At 62.3% G+C, this 14,914-nt stretch carries 17 protein-coding genes; 6 read left to right on the top strand and 11 right to left on the bottom strand.

Annotated elements, in window-relative coordinates; translation table 11 throughout:
* Window positions 1-3 precede the first annotated feature (3 nt).
* Window positions 4-762, top strand: coding sequence for an electron transfer flavoprotein subunit beta/FixA family protein (locus WDB91_RS17225; protein ID WP_339115380.1), 759 nt, complete (start codon window positions 4-6; stop codon window positions 760-762).
* The gene (locus WDB91_RS17220) at window positions 762-1,682 is read left to right on the top strand and encodes an FAD-binding protein (RefSeq protein WP_339115379.1); all 921 of its coding nucleotides are present in this window, start codon (window positions 762-764) and stop codon (window positions 1,680-1,682) included. Before WDB91_RS17225 ends, WDB91_RS17220 begins: the two co-directional genes overlap by 1 nt.
* A 50-nt stretch (window positions 1,683-1,732) precedes the next feature.
* On the opposite strand, the gene WDB91_RS17215 is transcribed toward WDB91_RS17220, so the two are convergent.
* From WDB91_RS17215 to WDB91_RS17170, 10 genes are all read right to left on the bottom strand, one after another.
* Entirely contained in the window at window positions 1,733-2,527 is a 795-nt protein-coding gene (locus tag WDB91_RS17215) for an aldolase/citrate lyase family protein (RefSeq protein ID WP_339115378.1), read from the bottom strand.
* 24 nt (window positions 2,528-2,551) lie between these two features.
* On the bottom strand, window positions 2,552-3,367 hold the full coding sequence (locus tag WDB91_RS17210; RefSeq protein ID WP_339115377.1) for an ABC transporter permease: 816 nt from the start codon (window positions 3,365-3,367) through the stop codon (window positions 2,552-2,554).
* A complete protein-coding gene (locus tag WDB91_RS17205; protein WP_339115376.1) occupies window positions 3,367-4,179 on the bottom strand; it encodes an ABC transporter ATP-binding protein in 813 nt (270 codons plus the stop codon). The genes WDB91_RS17210 and WDB91_RS17205 overlap by 1 nt, the downstream gene beginning before the upstream one ends.
* Window positions 4,176-5,240, bottom strand: a complete 1,065-nt coding sequence (locus WDB91_RS17200; protein ID WP_339115375.1) for an ABC transporter substrate-binding protein — start codon at window positions 5,238-5,240, stop codon at window positions 4,176-4,178. Before WDB91_RS17200 ends, WDB91_RS17205 begins: the two co-directional genes overlap by 4 nt.
* A gap of 98 nt (window positions 5,241-5,338) precedes the next feature.
* Complete coding sequence (locus WDB91_RS17195; protein ID WP_339115374.1) at window positions 5,339-5,659, bottom strand: non-heme iron oxygenase ferredoxin subunit; 321 nt, start codon at window positions 5,657-5,659, stop codon at window positions 5,339-5,341.
* Between the two features lie 24 nt (window positions 5,660-5,683).
* Entirely contained in the window at window positions 5,684-6,331 is a 648-nt protein-coding gene (locus tag WDB91_RS17190; RefSeq protein ID WP_339115373.1) for a GntR family transcriptional regulator, read from the bottom strand.
* A 26-nt stretch (window positions 6,332-6,357) separates the two neighbouring features.
* Window positions 6,358-6,762, bottom strand: a complete 405-nt coding sequence (locus tag WDB91_RS17185) for a RidA family protein (protein WP_339115372.1) — start codon at window positions 6,760-6,762, stop codon at window positions 6,358-6,360.
* A 15-nt stretch (window positions 6,763-6,777) separates the two neighbouring features.
* The gene (locus WDB91_RS17180; RefSeq protein ID WP_339115371.1) at window positions 6,778-7,440 is read right to left on the bottom strand and encodes an RraA family protein; all 663 of its coding nucleotides are present in this window, start codon (window positions 7,438-7,440) and stop codon (window positions 6,778-6,780) included.
* A gap of 15 nt (window positions 7,441-7,455) precedes the next feature.
* Window positions 7,456-7,971 (bottom strand): hypothetical protein, encoded by a 516-nt coding sequence (locus tag WDB91_RS17175; RefSeq protein ID WP_339115370.1) that lies wholly within the window; start codon window positions 7,969-7,971, stop codon window positions 7,456-7,458.
* Entirely contained in the window at window positions 7,968-9,239 is a 1,272-nt protein-coding gene (locus tag WDB91_RS17170) for a Rieske 2Fe-2S domain-containing protein (RefSeq protein WP_339115369.1), read from the bottom strand. The genes WDB91_RS17175 and WDB91_RS17170 overlap by 4 nt, the downstream gene beginning before the upstream one ends.
* A 207-nt stretch (window positions 9,240-9,446) precedes the next feature.
* On the opposite strand from WDB91_RS17170, the gene WDB91_RS17165 reads away from it, so the two are divergent.
* Genes WDB91_RS17165 through WDB91_RS17155 form a run of 3 tightly spaced genes read left to right on the top strand, consistent with a single transcriptional unit; the run spans window position 9,447 to window position 12,759 of the window.
* A complete protein-coding gene (locus WDB91_RS17165) occupies window positions 9,447-10,328 on the top strand; it encodes a fumarylacetoacetate hydrolase family protein (RefSeq protein WP_339115368.1) in 882 nt (293 codons plus the stop codon).
* On the top strand, window positions 10,325-11,515 hold the full coding sequence (locus WDB91_RS17160; protein WP_339115367.1) for an FAD-dependent oxidoreductase: 1,191 nt from the start codon (window positions 10,325-10,327) through the stop codon (window positions 11,513-11,515). The genes WDB91_RS17165 and WDB91_RS17160 overlap by 4 nt, the downstream gene beginning before the upstream one ends.
* A 53-nt stretch (window positions 11,516-11,568) precedes the next feature.
* The gene (locus WDB91_RS17155) at window positions 11,569-12,759 is read left to right on the top strand and encodes an MFS transporter (protein WP_339115366.1); all 1,191 of its coding nucleotides are present in this window, start codon (window positions 11,569-11,571) and stop codon (window positions 12,757-12,759) included.
* On the opposite strand, the gene WDB91_RS17150 is transcribed toward WDB91_RS17155, so the two are convergent.
* Window positions 12,741-13,400 carry a GntR family transcriptional regulator gene (locus tag WDB91_RS17150; protein WP_339115365.1) on the bottom strand — a complete coding sequence of 220 codons (660 nt, stop codon included), beginning with the start codon at window positions 13,398-13,400 and terminating at the stop codon, window positions 12,741-12,743. The two genes, WDB91_RS17155 and WDB91_RS17150, sit on opposite strands and share 19 nt — an antisense overlap.
* 186 nt (window positions 13,401-13,586) lie before the next feature.
* Here WDB91_RS17150 and WDB91_RS17145 point away from each other — a divergent pair, with 186 nt between their 5' ends.
* On the top strand, window positions 13,587-14,909 hold the full coding sequence (locus WDB91_RS17145) for a lyase family protein (RefSeq protein ID WP_339115364.1): 1,323 nt from the start codon (window positions 13,587-13,589) through the stop codon (window positions 14,907-14,909).
* Window positions 14,910-14,914 lie beyond the last annotated feature (5 nt).

Genomic DNA, 14,914 nt, shown 5'->3' with positions numbered 1-14,914 from the left:
CGAATGAAGGTCCTCGTACCCGTCAAGCGCGTGATTGATTATAACGTGAAAGTCCGCGTGAAGGCGGATGGGAGCGGTGTCGATCTTGCGAATGTGAAAATGTCGATGAACCCGTTCGACGAGATTGCCGTGGAAGAGGCGATCCGTCTGAAGGAGAAGGGCGCGGTCTCGGAGATCGTGGTGGTCTCCGTGGGCGTGAAGCAGGCGCAGGACACGCTGCGCACGGCGCTGGCGATGGGGGCGGATCGCGCGATCCTCGTGGAAGCCGCCGATGACGTGCATACCGATATCGAGCCGCTGGCCGTAGCCAAGATCCTTGCCAAGGTGGTGGCCGAAGAGGCCCCGGGTCTGGTGATCGCCGGCAAGCAGGCCATCGATAACGACATGAACGCGACGGGCCAGATGCTCTCGGCCCTGCTGGGCTGGTCTCAGGCGACCTTTGCGTCGTCGGTGGAGATCACCGGTGACGAAGCACAGGTCACGCGCGAGGTCGATGGCGGGTTGCAGACCATCAAGGTCAAGCTGCCGGCGATCATCACTGCCGATCTGCGCCTGAACGAGCCGCGCTATGCCTCGCTGCCCAACATCATGAAAGCCAAGAAAAAACCGCTCGAGGCAAAGACTGCCGCCGATTACGGCGTCGATGTTGCCCCGCGTCTGGAGATCGTGAAGACCGCCGAGCCTGCGGGCCGTGCGGCGGGCGTCAAGGTCGGGTCGGTTGACGAGCTGGTGGCGAAACTCAAAGAAGCGGGAGCTCTGTGATGGCTGTTCTTCTGATCGCGGAAATCGCGGGTAAAGAGGTTGCGCTCGACGCGACCGCCAAAGCGCTGACGGCCTCTGCGGCTCTGGGCGAAGTGACTGTTCTCGTGGCGGGTTCCGGCGTGGACGCGGCCCCTGTGGCGGGCCTGTCGGGCGTGGCGAAAGTGCTCAATGTCGATGATGCGGCCTATGCCCATGGTCTGGCCGAGCCGCTGGCCGATCTGGTCGTGGCAATGGCGGGCGGGTTCAGCCATATCGTGGCGCCCTCGACCGCCTCGGCCAAGAACGTGCTGCCGCGTGTGGCCGCCCTTCTGGATGTGATGGTGATCTCGGATGTGACGGCTGTGGTTGATGCCGACACCTTCGAACGCCCCGTCTATGCGGGCAATGCCATCCAGACGGTGAAATCGAAAGACGCGACCAAGGTGCTGACCGTGCGCACGGCCTCGTTTGACGCAGTCGCAGCCGGTGGCGCGGCGCCGGTCGAGGCCGGGGCTGCGGCGGGCGACAAGGGCCTGTCGTCTTGGGTCGAGGACCGTGTGGCGGCCTCGGACCGCCCCGAACTGACAAGCGCCAAGATCGTCGTCTCGGGCGGCCGTGGTGTGGGCTCGGAAGAGGACTTCGCCATCATCTCGACGCTGGCGGACAAGCTGGGGGCGGCTGTTGGCGCCTCGCGCGCGGCCGTCGACTCGGGCTTTGCCCCCAACGACTGGCAGGTGGGCCAGACCGGCAAGGTCGTGGCCCCCGATCTCTACATCGCCTGCGGCATCTCGGGCGCGATCCAGCACCTTGCCGGCATGAAGGATTCCAAGGTGATCGTCGCGATCAACAAGGATGAGGAAGCCCCGATCTTCCAGATCGCCGATTACGGCCTCGTGGCAGATCTCTTCGCCGCCGTGCCAGAATTGACCTCCAAGGTCTGAGACAAGAAAGGGGGCCGAAAGGCCCCCTTTTGACTGCGCTGGTCAGTGCTTCAGAACCAGCGCTTTTCGAAACTGCGCCCGCCCAGTTCGGAGAGCATGGGCCGCAGCTGGCGCGACATCATACCGACATCGGAGCCGAGCCCCACCATCCGGAAGCCCTGCTCCAGCCGCGTCACGAGATCCGCATTATCCATCGCCATGATCCCCGATGCGATCCCTTTCCGGCCCGCCTTCTCGAGCACCGTCAGGATCTCTTCGGCAACACCCGGCCCTTCCCATTCGCCCAGAAAGCCGCGCGAGGAGGACAGATCGGCAGGGCCTAGAAAGATCGTCTCCAGTCCCTCGACCTCGAGGATGCTGTCAATATTATCAACCGCATCGCCCAATTCGATCAAGGGAATGACCATGCATTCCTCATTTGCCATCGCCAGATATTCCTGCAGCTTCAGACCCCAACGCAGCGAACGTTCGCCACCGATGCCGCGTTGTCCGCGAGGCGGATAACGCCCGAACTGCATGCCCAGCTCCAGATCCTCCGCCGTGCGCACCAATGGCAAAAGCACGCCGTCCGCGCCCAGGTCGAGCGCGCGTTTGATCGTATCCACGGTAATCGCCGGCACGCGCACCAGCACCGCCAGATCACTGCCGCGCGCCGCCCGCAGATGCTGGGCCACGTCCTTATAGTCGAGGCAGCCATGCTCCATATCGAGCGTCACCCAATCAAGGCCGAGTTCAGCGGCCAGTTCGGTGACGGTTGCGGATTCCATGGTGACCCAGAGCCCCTTGCAGGGCGCATCGCCCTTCAGTTTGGGGCGGAGCGGATTACTAAAGTCTGGTAAGGGCATTTCAATCAATCTTTCAGCGAGACATTATTTGCGTTTGGTCCAGAAGACGACGCGTTTTCCGATCAGGCGCAGGCAGAGGTTCAACACCGCCGAGATTGCGCCCAAGAGCAGCAGGAGAGCGAAGACCGAGGCGAGATCCAGCGAGAAGTTGGCCTGCAGGATCAACACACCGATGCCTTTGCGCGCGCCCACAAACTCGCCCACGATGGCGCCCGTGACCGACAGCACCAGCGCCGCCGACAGCCCCGCAAAGAGGTAAGGCAATGCCGAGGGGATCAGCACCTGTGTGAGGATCTGCAGACGCGAGGCCGCAAGTGCCCGCATCAGCTCTATACGGTCATGTTCGGTCGCATGCAGACCCGCGAGCATATTCACCAGCACAGGGAAGGCCGCGACCATCGCGACGATGGCGATCTTGGCGCCAAATCCGAAGCCAAACCACACGATCATCAGCGGTGCAATGGCGATCTTGGGCATGGATTGCAGCGCCACGATATAGGGGAAGACCAGCCGGTCGAGCGCGGGCCAAAGCACCATGACCACGGCAATCGACATGCCGATCAGAGTGCCCGCAACAAAGCCTGCCACGATCGAGCTGGTGGTGGCCGCCGCCGCCTCTACATAGGCACCGCTGGCGAGGCCATTGATCAGCGAGTGGACGACAGCCATGGGATGGGGGAGCACATAGCCCGGCACATCGAAAATATCCACACAAAGCCACCAGACCACGATGATAAGCGCCGCCGGGATCAGGTATTGCGCGCGCTCGTAGACCCCGCGCAGAAGAACAGGGCGGACCGTGCGGAATTGCGCGGGGGCAGCAGTTGTTTCGGCAGGCATCAGTTATCTCCCATATCGGAGGCGCCAAGCAGGCGGCGCAATTCGACCGAGATCTCGGCAAAGGTGTCGCTGGCCATATGGGACAGCTGGCGCGGGCGCGGCAGCGGGTTCTCAATAACTTTCAGCACCCGGCCCGGACGGCCCGTCATCACGATAATCTTGGACGAGAGGAAAACCGCCTCCGAGATGCCATGCGTCACGAAGACCACGGTTTTCTGCTGCTTCATCCAGATCTTCTGCAGCTCGAACATCATCTTCTCGCGGGTCAGCGCATCAAGCGCCGCAAAGGGCTCGTCCATAAGCAACACATCGGGGTCATGCAAAAGCGACCGCGCAATGCCCGCACGCTGCTGCATCCCGCCCGAAAGTTCCCACGGATGGCGGTCGCCAAAGCCTTCAAGCCCGACCATCGCCAGCAATTCGTCGGCACGCTTGCGGGCCTGCACCATATTCTCGCGCGCGACACGGGCGGGCATGGCGACATTCTCGCGGATATTGCGCCATGGCAGCAGAACGGGCGCCTGAAACACCATGCCGAACTCGCGCGTGGGATGGGTGATCTGGGTCGCCCCATGACTGACACGGCCCTTGGTGGGGCGTTGCAGCCCCATCAATACCCGCAAAAGGCTGGATTTGCCGCAGCCGGAAGGGCCGACGATGGTGACAAATTCGCCCTGTTTGATCTCGCAGGAAAACTCCTCGATGGCGACCACCTTGGCGTCCCCCTGCCCGTAGGCAAGGGTGATATCGTCAAGGCGGATTGTCGTATCCGCGCGCGTTTCGGAGGCCATGGCGCTATCCAGCGGGGTCATTGCGCAGCCGCCTTGGTCGCAATGGACAGATCGACCGTGTTGACCTGATCGATCAGCTCGTCGGTATAGAGCGATTTGACGAAAGCATCCAGTTTGGCCTTATCGGAGAACTGCTCGGCGACAGAGGCAAATTCCATCAGGCCAGTCCATGTGCTGTCGGACATCTCGCCCCATTTGGTGGAGCTATCCTTGTAGTCCTTCCAGATCTCGGCGGTGCGATTGATATAGATCTCGCCCTGTTTGAGCGCTTCCTCTTCGGAGATACCGGCAGGCTTGCTGGTGAAATCCCAGAAATAGCGGGTGGCTTTCTCGGGGTTGATCTCCATGAAGGTCTGGTTCAGCACCACCCCTTCAAGCGTGCGGGCCGCAACATCGGGATGCTCCTTGAGGAATTTGGTATTGGCCACAATCACCCCCGACGGCTCGGGCGGAGCGTAATAATCGAAGGACGCGCCAAGGATCTCCAGCGCCGCCGACAGCCCGCGCGAGAAGCTGATCGCATCCACATCGCCCGATTTCAGCAGCGAATAGGCCTGTGCCCCCGAGCCGATGGCCACGATCTCGTATTGATCCGGCGCGACGCCCAGCTTGGACATATAGGCCTTCACCCAGGTGACCGCGCCCGACGACATGCTGAGCACGCCGATACGCTTGCCTTTCAGCCCCTCGGGACCCGAAATGCCGGTGCCTTTGGGGATGGCCACGGAATAGACCGGCGCGATATCTTGCAAGAACACGGCCTCGACCGGAAGGTCGGGCTGCTTGAGCTTGGCATTGATGAGCGCCGAAAGACCCATATAGCCCATATCGGCATCGCCCGACGCGACCAGCTGGAGGGCTGCGGCCGAGCCCTGGATGGTCATCACATCGGCATCGAGACCAAGTTTTTCATAAAACCCCGCGGGAACGCCTAGAAAAACGAAGCCGTGATAGGGCAGAACGGTCGAGCTGGGCAGAGCGATGGAGACATCATCAAGCTCTGCGGCCTGACCCATGCTGGCGGCGAGGCTGGCTACCAGAAGGGCACCGGCCTGAAGGGTTCTCGTGAAACTATGGTTCATAATCTTGCTTCCCTGTTGTGGTTGCTATGGCTGGAGAACCGCATCGCTGCTCTTGCCGGCGGCTGATGCGCGAGAAGACGGGTCAGGCTGCGGGAGCCTCAGACGCGGACATAGATGCCGCCGTCATATTCGGCGGTCGCAAAGATCGGCAGCGCCTTGTCGGTTGGCGCGTCGATCGGCTCGCCGGTCTTGATGGAGAACAGCGCCTGATGCAGCGGGCATTCGATGCAATCCCCGTCGAGATAGCCCTCTGTCATGATCGCATAGGCATGGCTGCAGATATTGGAGGTGGCATAGATCACGCCCTCGACGCGGTAGAGGGCGATCTCTTCCTCGCCTACATTGACAGAGGTCATCTGGCCTTCGCCGAGCGCGTCACTATCGAGCACGCGGACCATGTCTTGCACATTCTGGGTCATGGGATTTCCTTGGCTAGGTGGGGGCTAGGGTTTCAGGTTGGCAACAAGGCGCCGCGCGGTGCGGCTGCAATGGATGGCGCATAGCTCGCCCACAAGCTCGCTATCGCCGGAGCGCATGGCCGACAGGATCTCGCGGTGGTCGCGGCTGGCCTCGGTCACGTCACCGGTGACCGACAGTTCGATGCGCATATAGGGTTCCACCTGATCGCGCAGTTGCAACAGAAGACGCCGCAGCCTCGGGCGGTTGCAGCAATCGAGGATGTAGTCATGGAAGCGGCGGTTAAGCAGGCACCATTCGGCCAGACCGGTCGCATGGGCCGTATCGGTTGCCTCCATCCGGTCCAGAAGGTCCTCGAGCACCAGCATATCGCCGGGTTTCTGCGCCTTGGTGGCGATCTGGCCCGCATGGCTTTCGAGCACCATACGAAGATCGAAGATCTCGCGGATCTCGTCCTCGCGCAGGGACACTACGGCAAATCCGCGCCGCGGGCGCAGCACAAGGAACCCTTCGGCCTCGAGCCGCGAGAACGCCTCGCGCAGCGGCACACGGCTGGTGGCATATCGGCGCGCCAGATCCTCCTGGCGCAGCACCACCCCGGGCGCCCAGATACCCGACAGGATCTTCTGCCGGATATCGGTGTAAAGCGTTACGGCGACAGGTGTGACACTCATGGCTTCCTCCTGCCCCCTTACCCGCGTCAGATGGCGACGACCGCTTCGACTTCGAGGATGAACTCGGGCTTCACGAGGCCCTGCACGATCAGCAGGGTGTTCGGCGGGAAGATCCCCGACGGATACCATTCGGGGAAGTGGGCCGCGCGCTTGTCCATGAAAGGCTGGATATAGTCGCGCGAGGTGGTGAAGGTGGTGAACTTCACAACCGACGCCATGGTGCCACCCAGACCCTCGATTACCCCTTTGAGATTGCCGAAGACCTGATCGAACTGGGCGTTGAAATCGCCAGCGCCCACGATATCGCCTGCGGCATTCACCGAAAGCTGGCCCGCAACAAAGCGGTACTGGTCGCCCGCGACATGGCCCACCGAGGTATAAAGGCCCTGCGCCGGAACCGAGCCCGGCGGATCGATATAATCGATTTTCATAACTATGTCCTTGAGTTAGTCGATAAAGGTCGGCTCGGGGATATTCAGCACTTCGTAAAGCGACTTCGGTCCCTCGAAGATGGTCAGCCAGTAATCCTCGGTCTTGCGGAACTCCTGCACCTTGGCGAAGATCTCTTCCTCCCATTCGAGCGGCACGACGGTGATCCCGTCCATATCGCCCAGGATCAGATCGCCCGGTTTGACGGCCAGACCACCACAGGCGATCGGGATGTCCATCTCGCCGCCAAAGGCCTTGTGCGGGCCCTTGGGCGTGACGCCTTTGCAGAAGATCGGATAGCCAAGGTCGATGGCTTCCTTGATGTCACGCACGGCGCCGTCGATCACCAGACCACCCAGGCCCCGCTTGATCCCTTCGAGCGCGGTAACGCCGCCAAACATCGCGACCTCGCAATTGCCGCCGGCTTCGGCCACCACCACCTCGCCCGGGCGGGCATAGGAATTGGCGTAATGGATGATCGAGTTATCGGCATGGATCGCGCGCACGGTGCGTGCCTGCCCGCAGATCCGCATGGAACGGTCGAGAGGCTTGATGTCATGGCCCATCGCCTGACCACGGTTCATCATATCGGAGGCCGAGGCGGTGTTGACCTTGCTCCATGCTTCAAGCCGTTCGGGGCTAAGCTGGCGGAACTGGGATTTATATATGTTGTAAGCCATTGTCTTTCCTTTCGCTTAAAGCGGCACGGCGATCAGGTTCGGCACCGAGAAGGTATCGAGCACCACGATCCGTTCGCGCAACTTCGCGCCATCGGCGGTGAAGACGATCTTGTCTTCGTAATGGCCGGCCACGAAGAGCTTGGAGAAGCCCTCGAGCGTGGATTGCACGATCATGAAATTGGTATGCGCAATCAGGATACCGTTCTCGTAGCTCTGGAACTGTGTGCCGTTCAGGAAATGGCGGTCCCAATGCGGGTTGTATTTGGAGGACACATCCAGAACCATCAGCCGGTCCTTGATGATATCGAGGCTATCGCAACGGATGATCGCCGACGGGTAGCCGCAGTCGATATTCTCGCGCGGGATCACATGATAGCACGAGGTCTGGTCGAAACAGTCGATCCATGCCTCCAGTTCCATCCGGTCCAGATGCAGCACACTGTCGAGGATCAGCTCGGAGGCCTGCTGGCGGATCTCTGCGGGAATGGTGGGGTTGGAACGCGCAACCACCACGTCTTTCATGTCTTTCATTGTTCTGCTCCTTCCGGCGCAAAGCCCATGAGCTGCGCGTAATAGGCCCAGAAGCCACGGATGGTGACTTCGTTCACACGGGTGTCGCGGTCGCCGATGGAGCCGATACCGCCCATCTCGATCACCGCCATCTCGTCCTCAGCCGCCGATTTGGTGGTGCGGTGCACCATCTCGAGCGCCTCGCCGTCTTCCATGGAGATCAGCCCCGCCGGACCCACCATATTGGCCTGGTTCAACCGGTGCTGGACCATCTCCTCGCTGTCATCGGCATAGGTATAGAGCACCCATGTCAGTTCGAACCCGTCCACACCCAGCGTGCGGATCTTTCGCATGGCCAGCGTGTTGCCGATCTGGTGGAAGAAGCAGTTCGGGAAGACATTCATCACGCGGGTCGACATGCCGAAGGGGTTTTCGTCGATGATATTGACCATCGAATAATCGTTGAGACCCGCGATCTCGCCCTTCTTCACGCCGTTCTCGATATAGGCTTTGAGCGCCTCTTCATCGCTATCCGAGCCCTTGTATTGGAACAGGATCGAATGGCGGTGCTTCTCGTCCATATAGCCGCCCGCGACCTGCGTCAGGCGCGACAGGCCGAAGGTGCGGTTGAACTCGTGCAGGAGCGAGCCGTGATAGGCGTCCTTGATATTCTCGGGATAGAGCTTCCAGTTCGCCGCGATCCGCTGGCGCTGATAGCCGAGGATCTTGATCGGACGGTTGAACATCTCGCCCACATGCTTGGTGAAGAGCGGGCCGAGATAGTCCTCGATCGGCTCCATATCATGGTGGAACGTGCCGAAGATCACCCCGTTGAACGACGTCACCCGCACTTTCACCAGATTGTGGTTCTTCATATCAAAACATTCGGGCATGCCGCCCTTGCCATTGGCACCACGGCGGAAAGGCACACCCTTGAGGTCGCCCTTACGGTTATAGAGCCATGCGTGATAGATGCAGGTATGCTCTTTCGCGGTGCCCCAGGGCTCGCGCACAATCTCGGCGCCACGGTGGGCACAGCGGTTCACGAAGGCATAAAGCTCCCCGTCATCGTCACGGTTCACAACGACCGGCGTATCTCCCACATGGCAGACGCGGAAATCACCCGGATTGGGAATTTCGGCTTCGAGGCAGAGCACATTCCAGCAGCGGCCACGGAAGATCTTTTCCTGCTCGAGCGCATAGATCTCGGGGTCGTGATAAATCGAGTAAGGCACGCGCGAGTAGTCGTTGCGCGGCCAGTTCACTTGCACTCCGGCAAAATCCTTCATCGGTCTGAATCCTTTGGGGTTACGGCAGCTATGCCAGTTGGCTTTCGTATTCGGGCCTCTTTTGTATTCAAAAGGATAAAGTAAATCTGAGTCAATGGTGTTTATTTAAGCGTAACCCCAAATTTCTTGGGTGTGCTTACATTTTATGCATTCAAAAGGCGGAAATTACCCGCATTATGTATTCAGAATCGAAAAAGGAGAGAATTCATGAGATTCGTTCGCTTCGCTCTGAAATCCGGCAACATCGATCAGGCCCGCATTGGAGCCCTGTCCAAAGACAGCAGCCAGATTCTACCCTTGGATGCGCTGTGCCGGTCAGGCGATCTGCTCGATCTGATCGGGCGCGAGGCCGAGGCCGAGGCGCTGGCCGCCACCGTCACCCCGATTGCCGCCGCCGATGCCACGCTGCTGGCACCGATCCCGCGCCCCGCCCGCAATATCTTCTGTGTCGGAAAAAACTATCACGCCCACGCCGCCGAATTCCACCGCTCGGGCTTTGATGCCTCGGCCGGCCAATCGGCCACGCCCGATTTCCCCATCATCTTCACCAAAGCCTCCAATACCGTCACCGGTCCGGGCTGCGAGATCCCATCCTGGCTCGATGACAGCCAGAGCACCGATTACGAGGGCGAGCTGGCCGTGATCATCGGCAAAGGCGGGCGCGGCATCAGCAAGGAGAACGCGATGGACCATGTCTGGGGCTATACAGTCGCCAATGACGTCACCGCGCGGACCCTGCAAAAGGACCACCGCCAGTGGTTCATCGGAAAATCCATCGATGCCTTCTGCCCGATGGGCCCCTGCATCAGCACCGTCTCCGAAATCGCCGACCTGAATACAATGCGGCTGACCACCCATGTGAACGGAGAGAAACGACAGGATGCGGTGATCGCCGATCTGATCTTCGACATCCCCACCCTGATAGAGACACTGTCGAAACGCCTGACACTCGAGCCGGGCGATATCATCCTGACCGGCACACCCGAGGGTGTGGGCATCGGCATGACCCCTCCCGTCTATCTGGCCAAGGGCGATGTGGTCAGCGTCGAAATCTCGGGTATCGGCCTACTGGAGAACACTGTGGCATGACCCATCACATCATCATCGGCGCGGGCCATGCTGGCATGGCGGCCGCCCGCGAGCTGGCCAAGCACGGGCAGGTGACGGTCATCGATGCCGACCCGTATCTGCCCTATGAACGCCCTGCGCTCTCGAAAGAGTTCCTGCTGGCCGACAGCTTTCCCGATCCCCAGTCGCATGACTGGGGCGCGATCACCTTTGTGGGCGGAACGCGCGTGGCCGAGATCCGGCCTGACGCGCACGAGATCCGGCTCGAGGACGGAAGGGTTCTGGGCTACGACCGGCTCCTGCTGACCACGGGCGGCACCGCGCGTGCCCTGCCGGTTGCGGGGGCGGAAATGATCCTTGGCCTGCGGGATCTCGGGGATGCGCGCAAGCTACACGGGCTGTTGCGCGAGGCGCTCGACATCGCGATCATCGGGGCGGGCGTGATCGGGCTCGAAGTTGCATCGACCGCGCGCAAGCTGGGGCTTGGTGTGCATGTGATCGAACTGGGAGATCGGGTAATGGCGCGGTCGCTGCCGCCCGAGATCTCCGATCTGCTGATGGCGCGCCATCGCGCCTCAGGCGTGCAGTTCCATATGGGCACGGGGCTCGATCACCTGCGCACCCGCGACGGGCGGCAGATCCTGCATCTGGGCGATGGCAGCGATCTGGAGGTCGATCAGACCTTGGCTGGTGTGGGATTCACTCCCGATACCGGACTGGCCGAAGCCGCGGGGATTGCCTGTGATCACGGGATTGTCGTGGATGGCGCGGGCCGGACCTCGGCCCCCGATATCTTTGCTGCGGGTGACGTGAGCGTGTTCCCCGATAGTCAGCAGAGCCCCAGCCGCTGGCAGACATGGCAGCATGCGCAGCGTCATGGTTCCCATGTTGCCAGGGCGATGGCGGGACAGAGCAGCGACTACATGCCCCTGCCATGGTTCTGGACCGACCAGCAGGGGATCAACCTGCAGGTTCTTGGCAGCCCGCTCCGGGCCGATCACTGCGTCCTGCGCGGCGCGCCCGAGGGCCCTTCGACCCGCATCTATCTGCGGGATGGTCAGATCGCCGGAGCGGTGATGATCGACCAGGGCCGCGACACGCGCCCGCTGACTGCGCTCATAGAGAGCGGGGCCAGCCCCGATCCGGTCGCGCTGGCAGACCCTGCCACCCCGCTGCGCAATCTGATCCCCGCGCGCTCTGCCGCCTGACCGCCTTGCGCGCGCCACTTCCGGCGCGCGGCTCCCCTAGTTCCGGACGTCCCATGACCCAGACCCGCCATGACTGGACGGTGATCGCTTCTGTCTCGACCGTGCATTTTGTCAGCCATATCCATATCCTCGCCCTGGCGCCGCTCTTTCCCTTGCTCCAGAAGGAGTTCGGCTGCGGATATACGGCGCTCGGTCTGATCATGATCGGCTACAACCTCGTCACGGCGCTCTTGCAGACACCAATGGGGCGGATCACCGACCGCTTCGGCGGGCGGGCTCTTCTGGTGCTGGCTCAAATCGGCGCGGCGCTGGCCTTTCTGGCCGCCTCCATGGCCCAGTCCCTGACCGGACTGGCGATCTGTGTGGCACTGGCCGGCATCGCCAATGCGGTCTACCACCCTGCCGATATGGCACTGCTGAGCCGTCATGTCAGCCACACGCGCCGTGCCGAAGCCTTTGCCACCCATTCGCTGGCAGGTATCGCGGGCTTTGCCGCAGCCCCCCTGTTGATCGGTGCATGGGGGCTCATTGCAGGCTGGCGCGCGGGCTTGATGTTGACCGCCACATTGTCCTGCCTTGGTCTGATCGCCCTGCTTGTGTTGAATACGCTACCGCTCGGAAAGCATATCCCCAACGACACCGGATTCTCCCGACGCGTTCCCGCATGGAAAATCCCCGTCTTCCGGCGCCAGTTCGGGCTGTTTGCGGCCTTCGGAGCGATCTCGGCTGCCTCGCAGGGGTTCATGATCCCCGCGCTTCTGGCCTATAGCGGCATGAAAGTCGGCGCCGCTACGACATTTCTGAGTGCCTATCTCCTCGCCATTACGCTCGGTGTGGCTCTGGGCGGCATGACTGCCCGACGGCTACTCCCCGCCCGCAGCCTGATGTTCGGAATGGGAGGCTCGGCGCTGTGCTGGGCATTGGCAAGCCTCACCCTCCTGCCACAACCGCTACTCTTCGCGCTCATCTGCGTGGCAGGTCTTGCCAACGGCCTGGCGCTTCCCTCGCGCGACACGCTTCTCGCCGGTCTGGCGGAGGGCCCGGATCAGGCGGCGATCTTCGGCTTTGTGACAGCCGGTCTGGGCGTCGGTCAGGTGATCGCCCCGCTGGTCGCGGGACCACTTGTCGATCAGGGGCTCGGGGTCGCGCTTTTTCCGCTGCTGGCGGCGCTCTCACTGGCCTGCCTTCTGGGCCGTGAAGCCGCGCCCAGCTCCGAAACCGCCGGTCATTCCCTGCCCAGATGATCCAGCAGACGGCGCTCGGTCCGACGGCAATGGGCCGAACACAGATCTCCGGCCAACTCGGCATCACCGGCCTGCAATGCCCCGATAATCTCCAGATGGTCCTGCATCGCTTCGGCCACATCCACGCTGAGGGCGACCTCCATACGGACATAGGGCTCGACCTGATCGCGCAGCAGCAATGCGATCCGCTGCAGGCGCGCGCGTCCGCCAATCGCAAGGATCCGCTCGTGGAAAGACCGATTGGCCTGCGCCCAGATCTGCCGACCCTCGGGGGTCGAGGCATCGGCCGCCACCATCTCTTGATGCAGCTCCGTCAGCGCCGCAAGGTCCCCATCACTGCGTTTGCGGGCCGCGATCTGCCCTGCCTGACGCTCGAGCACGCTGCGCAGATCGAAAATCTCGGCCATCTCCTCTGCCTCGAGCGAGACCACCGCATAGCCCCGCCGCGGGCGCGACAGCAAGAACCCTTCGGCCTCGAGCTTCGAAAACACCTCACGCAGCGGCACGCGGCTGACCTCCAGCTGGCGCGCGATATCTTCCTGCCGCAAGACAGAACCGGGCGGGTATGCGCCCGACAGGATCCGCTCGCGCACAGCCGCATAGATCCGGTGCGCAATCAGCTCGCCATCTGCCAGTCCCATCTCGCGCCCCTTCACGCTACTTGCCCCCAGATAGTCCGCCCCGCGACGGAAGTGAATACAAAAACAGCCCCCCGTCCCGGGCACCGCCAGCGGGAGAGCATTTGACGTGAAGACATCGCTTCTATATCCCAAACCCGACGAGACGAGGTCCATATGCCGCCAATCCCATCCCCAGCAGCTCCCTCATTGTCCGAGGGCCGCGAAATCGAGGATATGATCGACCGCGCCCGTGTGATCGCCGCAGTCGAGGCCGGACGGCTGGACGCGAGATCGGCGCGCACCTGCCTCGCACATCTCGCCGCAGGGATCGAGGGAAACCGGCAGGGCGCGCTCCATGATCCACTGGGCGGCCCGTTGCCACAGGCCGAGCGACTGGCGCTGCATTTCCGTATTGGCAGCCGCGAGACCCTGCTGGGCCTGATGCAGGCCAATTACCGTTTACGCGAGGCGGTCATCGGTTTTGCGGAAACCCATCGACAGGCGATCTATCTGCATTGCGCCTATGGCGAACCCGCCGAGCCGCGTAATTTCGGACATTGGGCGCTGATGGCCGACAGCGCGCTTGCGCGCGATTCCGAGAGGATGGTGGCACTTTATAACCGGATCAACCGCTCGCCCGCCGGGGCCGCAAGCGGCAATGGGGCCGAATTCGGGCTCAACCGCTTGATGCTGGCCGATCTGCTAGGCTTTGACGGGTTGGTCGAGAACACGCTCGATGCCGCACAGAGCCGCGATCTGGTGCTCGAATGCGCCGGCGTTCTGGCGATCTGGGCGCAGACGCTGGCGGGTATCGTAACCGAGATCCTCAGCCATGCGTCCCCCTGCGAACGGCGGATGGTGCTGCCACTCTGGGCCCTGCGCCCGAGCCTTCTGAAATCGGAGCGCGCGCCTGAGCAATTGCTCGAATTGCGCCATTTCTCGACGCGCGCAATCGGGTTCATGAGCGGCCTCTTCACCAGCGAGAGCACTGCGGCTGGACCGGTCGAGCGCCTGGCCAACCAGCGCCAGCTGGGCGAGCTTGCCAGTGAACTTGCCGCGCGGCTGGAGATGATGGCGCGGCTGTTCGAGGATCTGGAACTGGTCCCCGATCAGGGCATGGGGGGCGCAACCGGCTACCGCTCGCCGCCGCCAGAACTGACCCGCCTCCTGCAGGACCGCTCGGGCCTCTCATGGACGGATGCCACGCTCCTCATCGACGCCGCCCTGCGGGATCTGGACGCCACGGCCCGCCCGCTTTCGGCGCTGGCGCCCGAGGATATCGCGCGGGCTGCACAGGCCGAGGGCTTCCCCGCTTTCGACCTTTCGACAGACGAGCTGCGGAGCCTGCTGGCGCCAGAACATTTTATCGCCCACCGTAATACGATCGGTGGCCCGGGGGCGGATTCGATGGCAAGCGGCATCATCTCGGCACAGGCACGCATCCGGCTCGGCCTCAACCGGCTGGACGAACGGAGGCGCCAGGTCGATGCCGCAGGGGCCCGCCTGCGCGCCGCGATGAAGGCGATCTGAACGGG

The sequence above is a fragment of the Thioclava sp. GXIMD2076 genome (assembly GCF_037949795.1).
Classification (GTDB): domain Bacteria; phylum Pseudomonadota; class Alphaproteobacteria; order Rhodobacterales; family Rhodobacteraceae; genus Thioclava; species Thioclava kandeliae.
The sequence above is the reverse complement of the archived record's forward strand: the minus strand, read 5'-3'. Positions and strand labels throughout refer to the sequence as shown.

Coding starts and splice junctions, on each gene's coding strand:
- WDB91_RS17170 (WP_339115369.1), bottom strand. CDS start 9,239: ATGAAGGATTTTGCCGGAGTGCAAGTGAACTGGCCGCGCAACGACTAC.
- WDB91_RS17215 (WP_339115378.1), bottom strand. CDS start 2,527: ATGCCCTTACCAGACTTTAGTAATCCGCTCCGCCCCAAACTGAAGGGC.
- WDB91_RS17160 (WP_339115367.1), top strand. CDS start 10,325: ATGACCCATCACATCATCATCGGCGCGGGCCATGCTGGCATGGCGGCC.
- WDB91_RS17205 (WP_339115376.1), bottom strand. CDS start 4,179: ATGACCCCGCTGGATAGCGCCATGGCCTCCGAAACGCGCGCGGATACG.
- WDB91_RS17175 (WP_339115370.1), bottom strand. CDS start 7,971: ATGAAAGACATGAAAGACGTGGTGGTTGCGCGTTCCAACCCCACCATT.
- WDB91_RS17220 (WP_339115379.1), top strand. CDS start 762: ATGGCTGTTCTTCTGATCGCGGAAATCGCGGGTAAAGAGGTTGCGCTC.
- WDB91_RS17180 (WP_339115371.1), bottom strand. CDS start 7,440: ATGGCTTACAACATATATAAATCCCAGTTCCGCCAGCTTAGCCCCGAA.
- WDB91_RS17195 (WP_339115374.1), bottom strand. CDS start 5,659: ATGACCCAGAATGTGCAAGACATGGTCCGCGTGCTCGATAGTGACGCG.
- WDB91_RS17185 (WP_339115372.1), bottom strand. CDS start 6,762: ATGAAAATCGATTATATCGATCCGCCGGGCTCGGTTCCGGCGCAGGGC.
- WDB91_RS17165 (WP_339115368.1), top strand. CDS start 9,447: ATGAGATTCGTTCGCTTCGCTCTGAAATCCGGCAACATCGATCAGGCC.
- WDB91_RS17150 (WP_339115365.1), bottom strand. CDS start 13,400: ATGGGACTGGCAGATGGCGAGCTGATTGCGCACCGGATCTATGCGGCT.
- WDB91_RS17155 (WP_339115366.1), top strand. CDS start 11,569: ATGACCCAGACCCGCCATGACTGGACGGTGATCGCTTCTGTCTCGACC.
- WDB91_RS17190 (WP_339115373.1), bottom strand. CDS start 6,331: ATGAGTGTCACACCTGTCGCCGTAACGCTTTACACCGATATCCGGCAG.
- WDB91_RS17210 (WP_339115377.1), bottom strand. CDS start 3,367: ATGCCTGCCGAAACAACTGCTGCCCCCGCGCAATTCCGCACGGTCCGC.
- WDB91_RS17225 (WP_339115380.1), top strand. CDS start 4: ATGAAGGTCCTCGTACCCGTCAAGCGCGTGATTGATTATAACGTGAAA.
- WDB91_RS17200 (WP_339115375.1), bottom strand. CDS start 5,240: ATGAACCATAGTTTCACGAGAACCCTTCAGGCCGGTGCCCTTCTGGTA.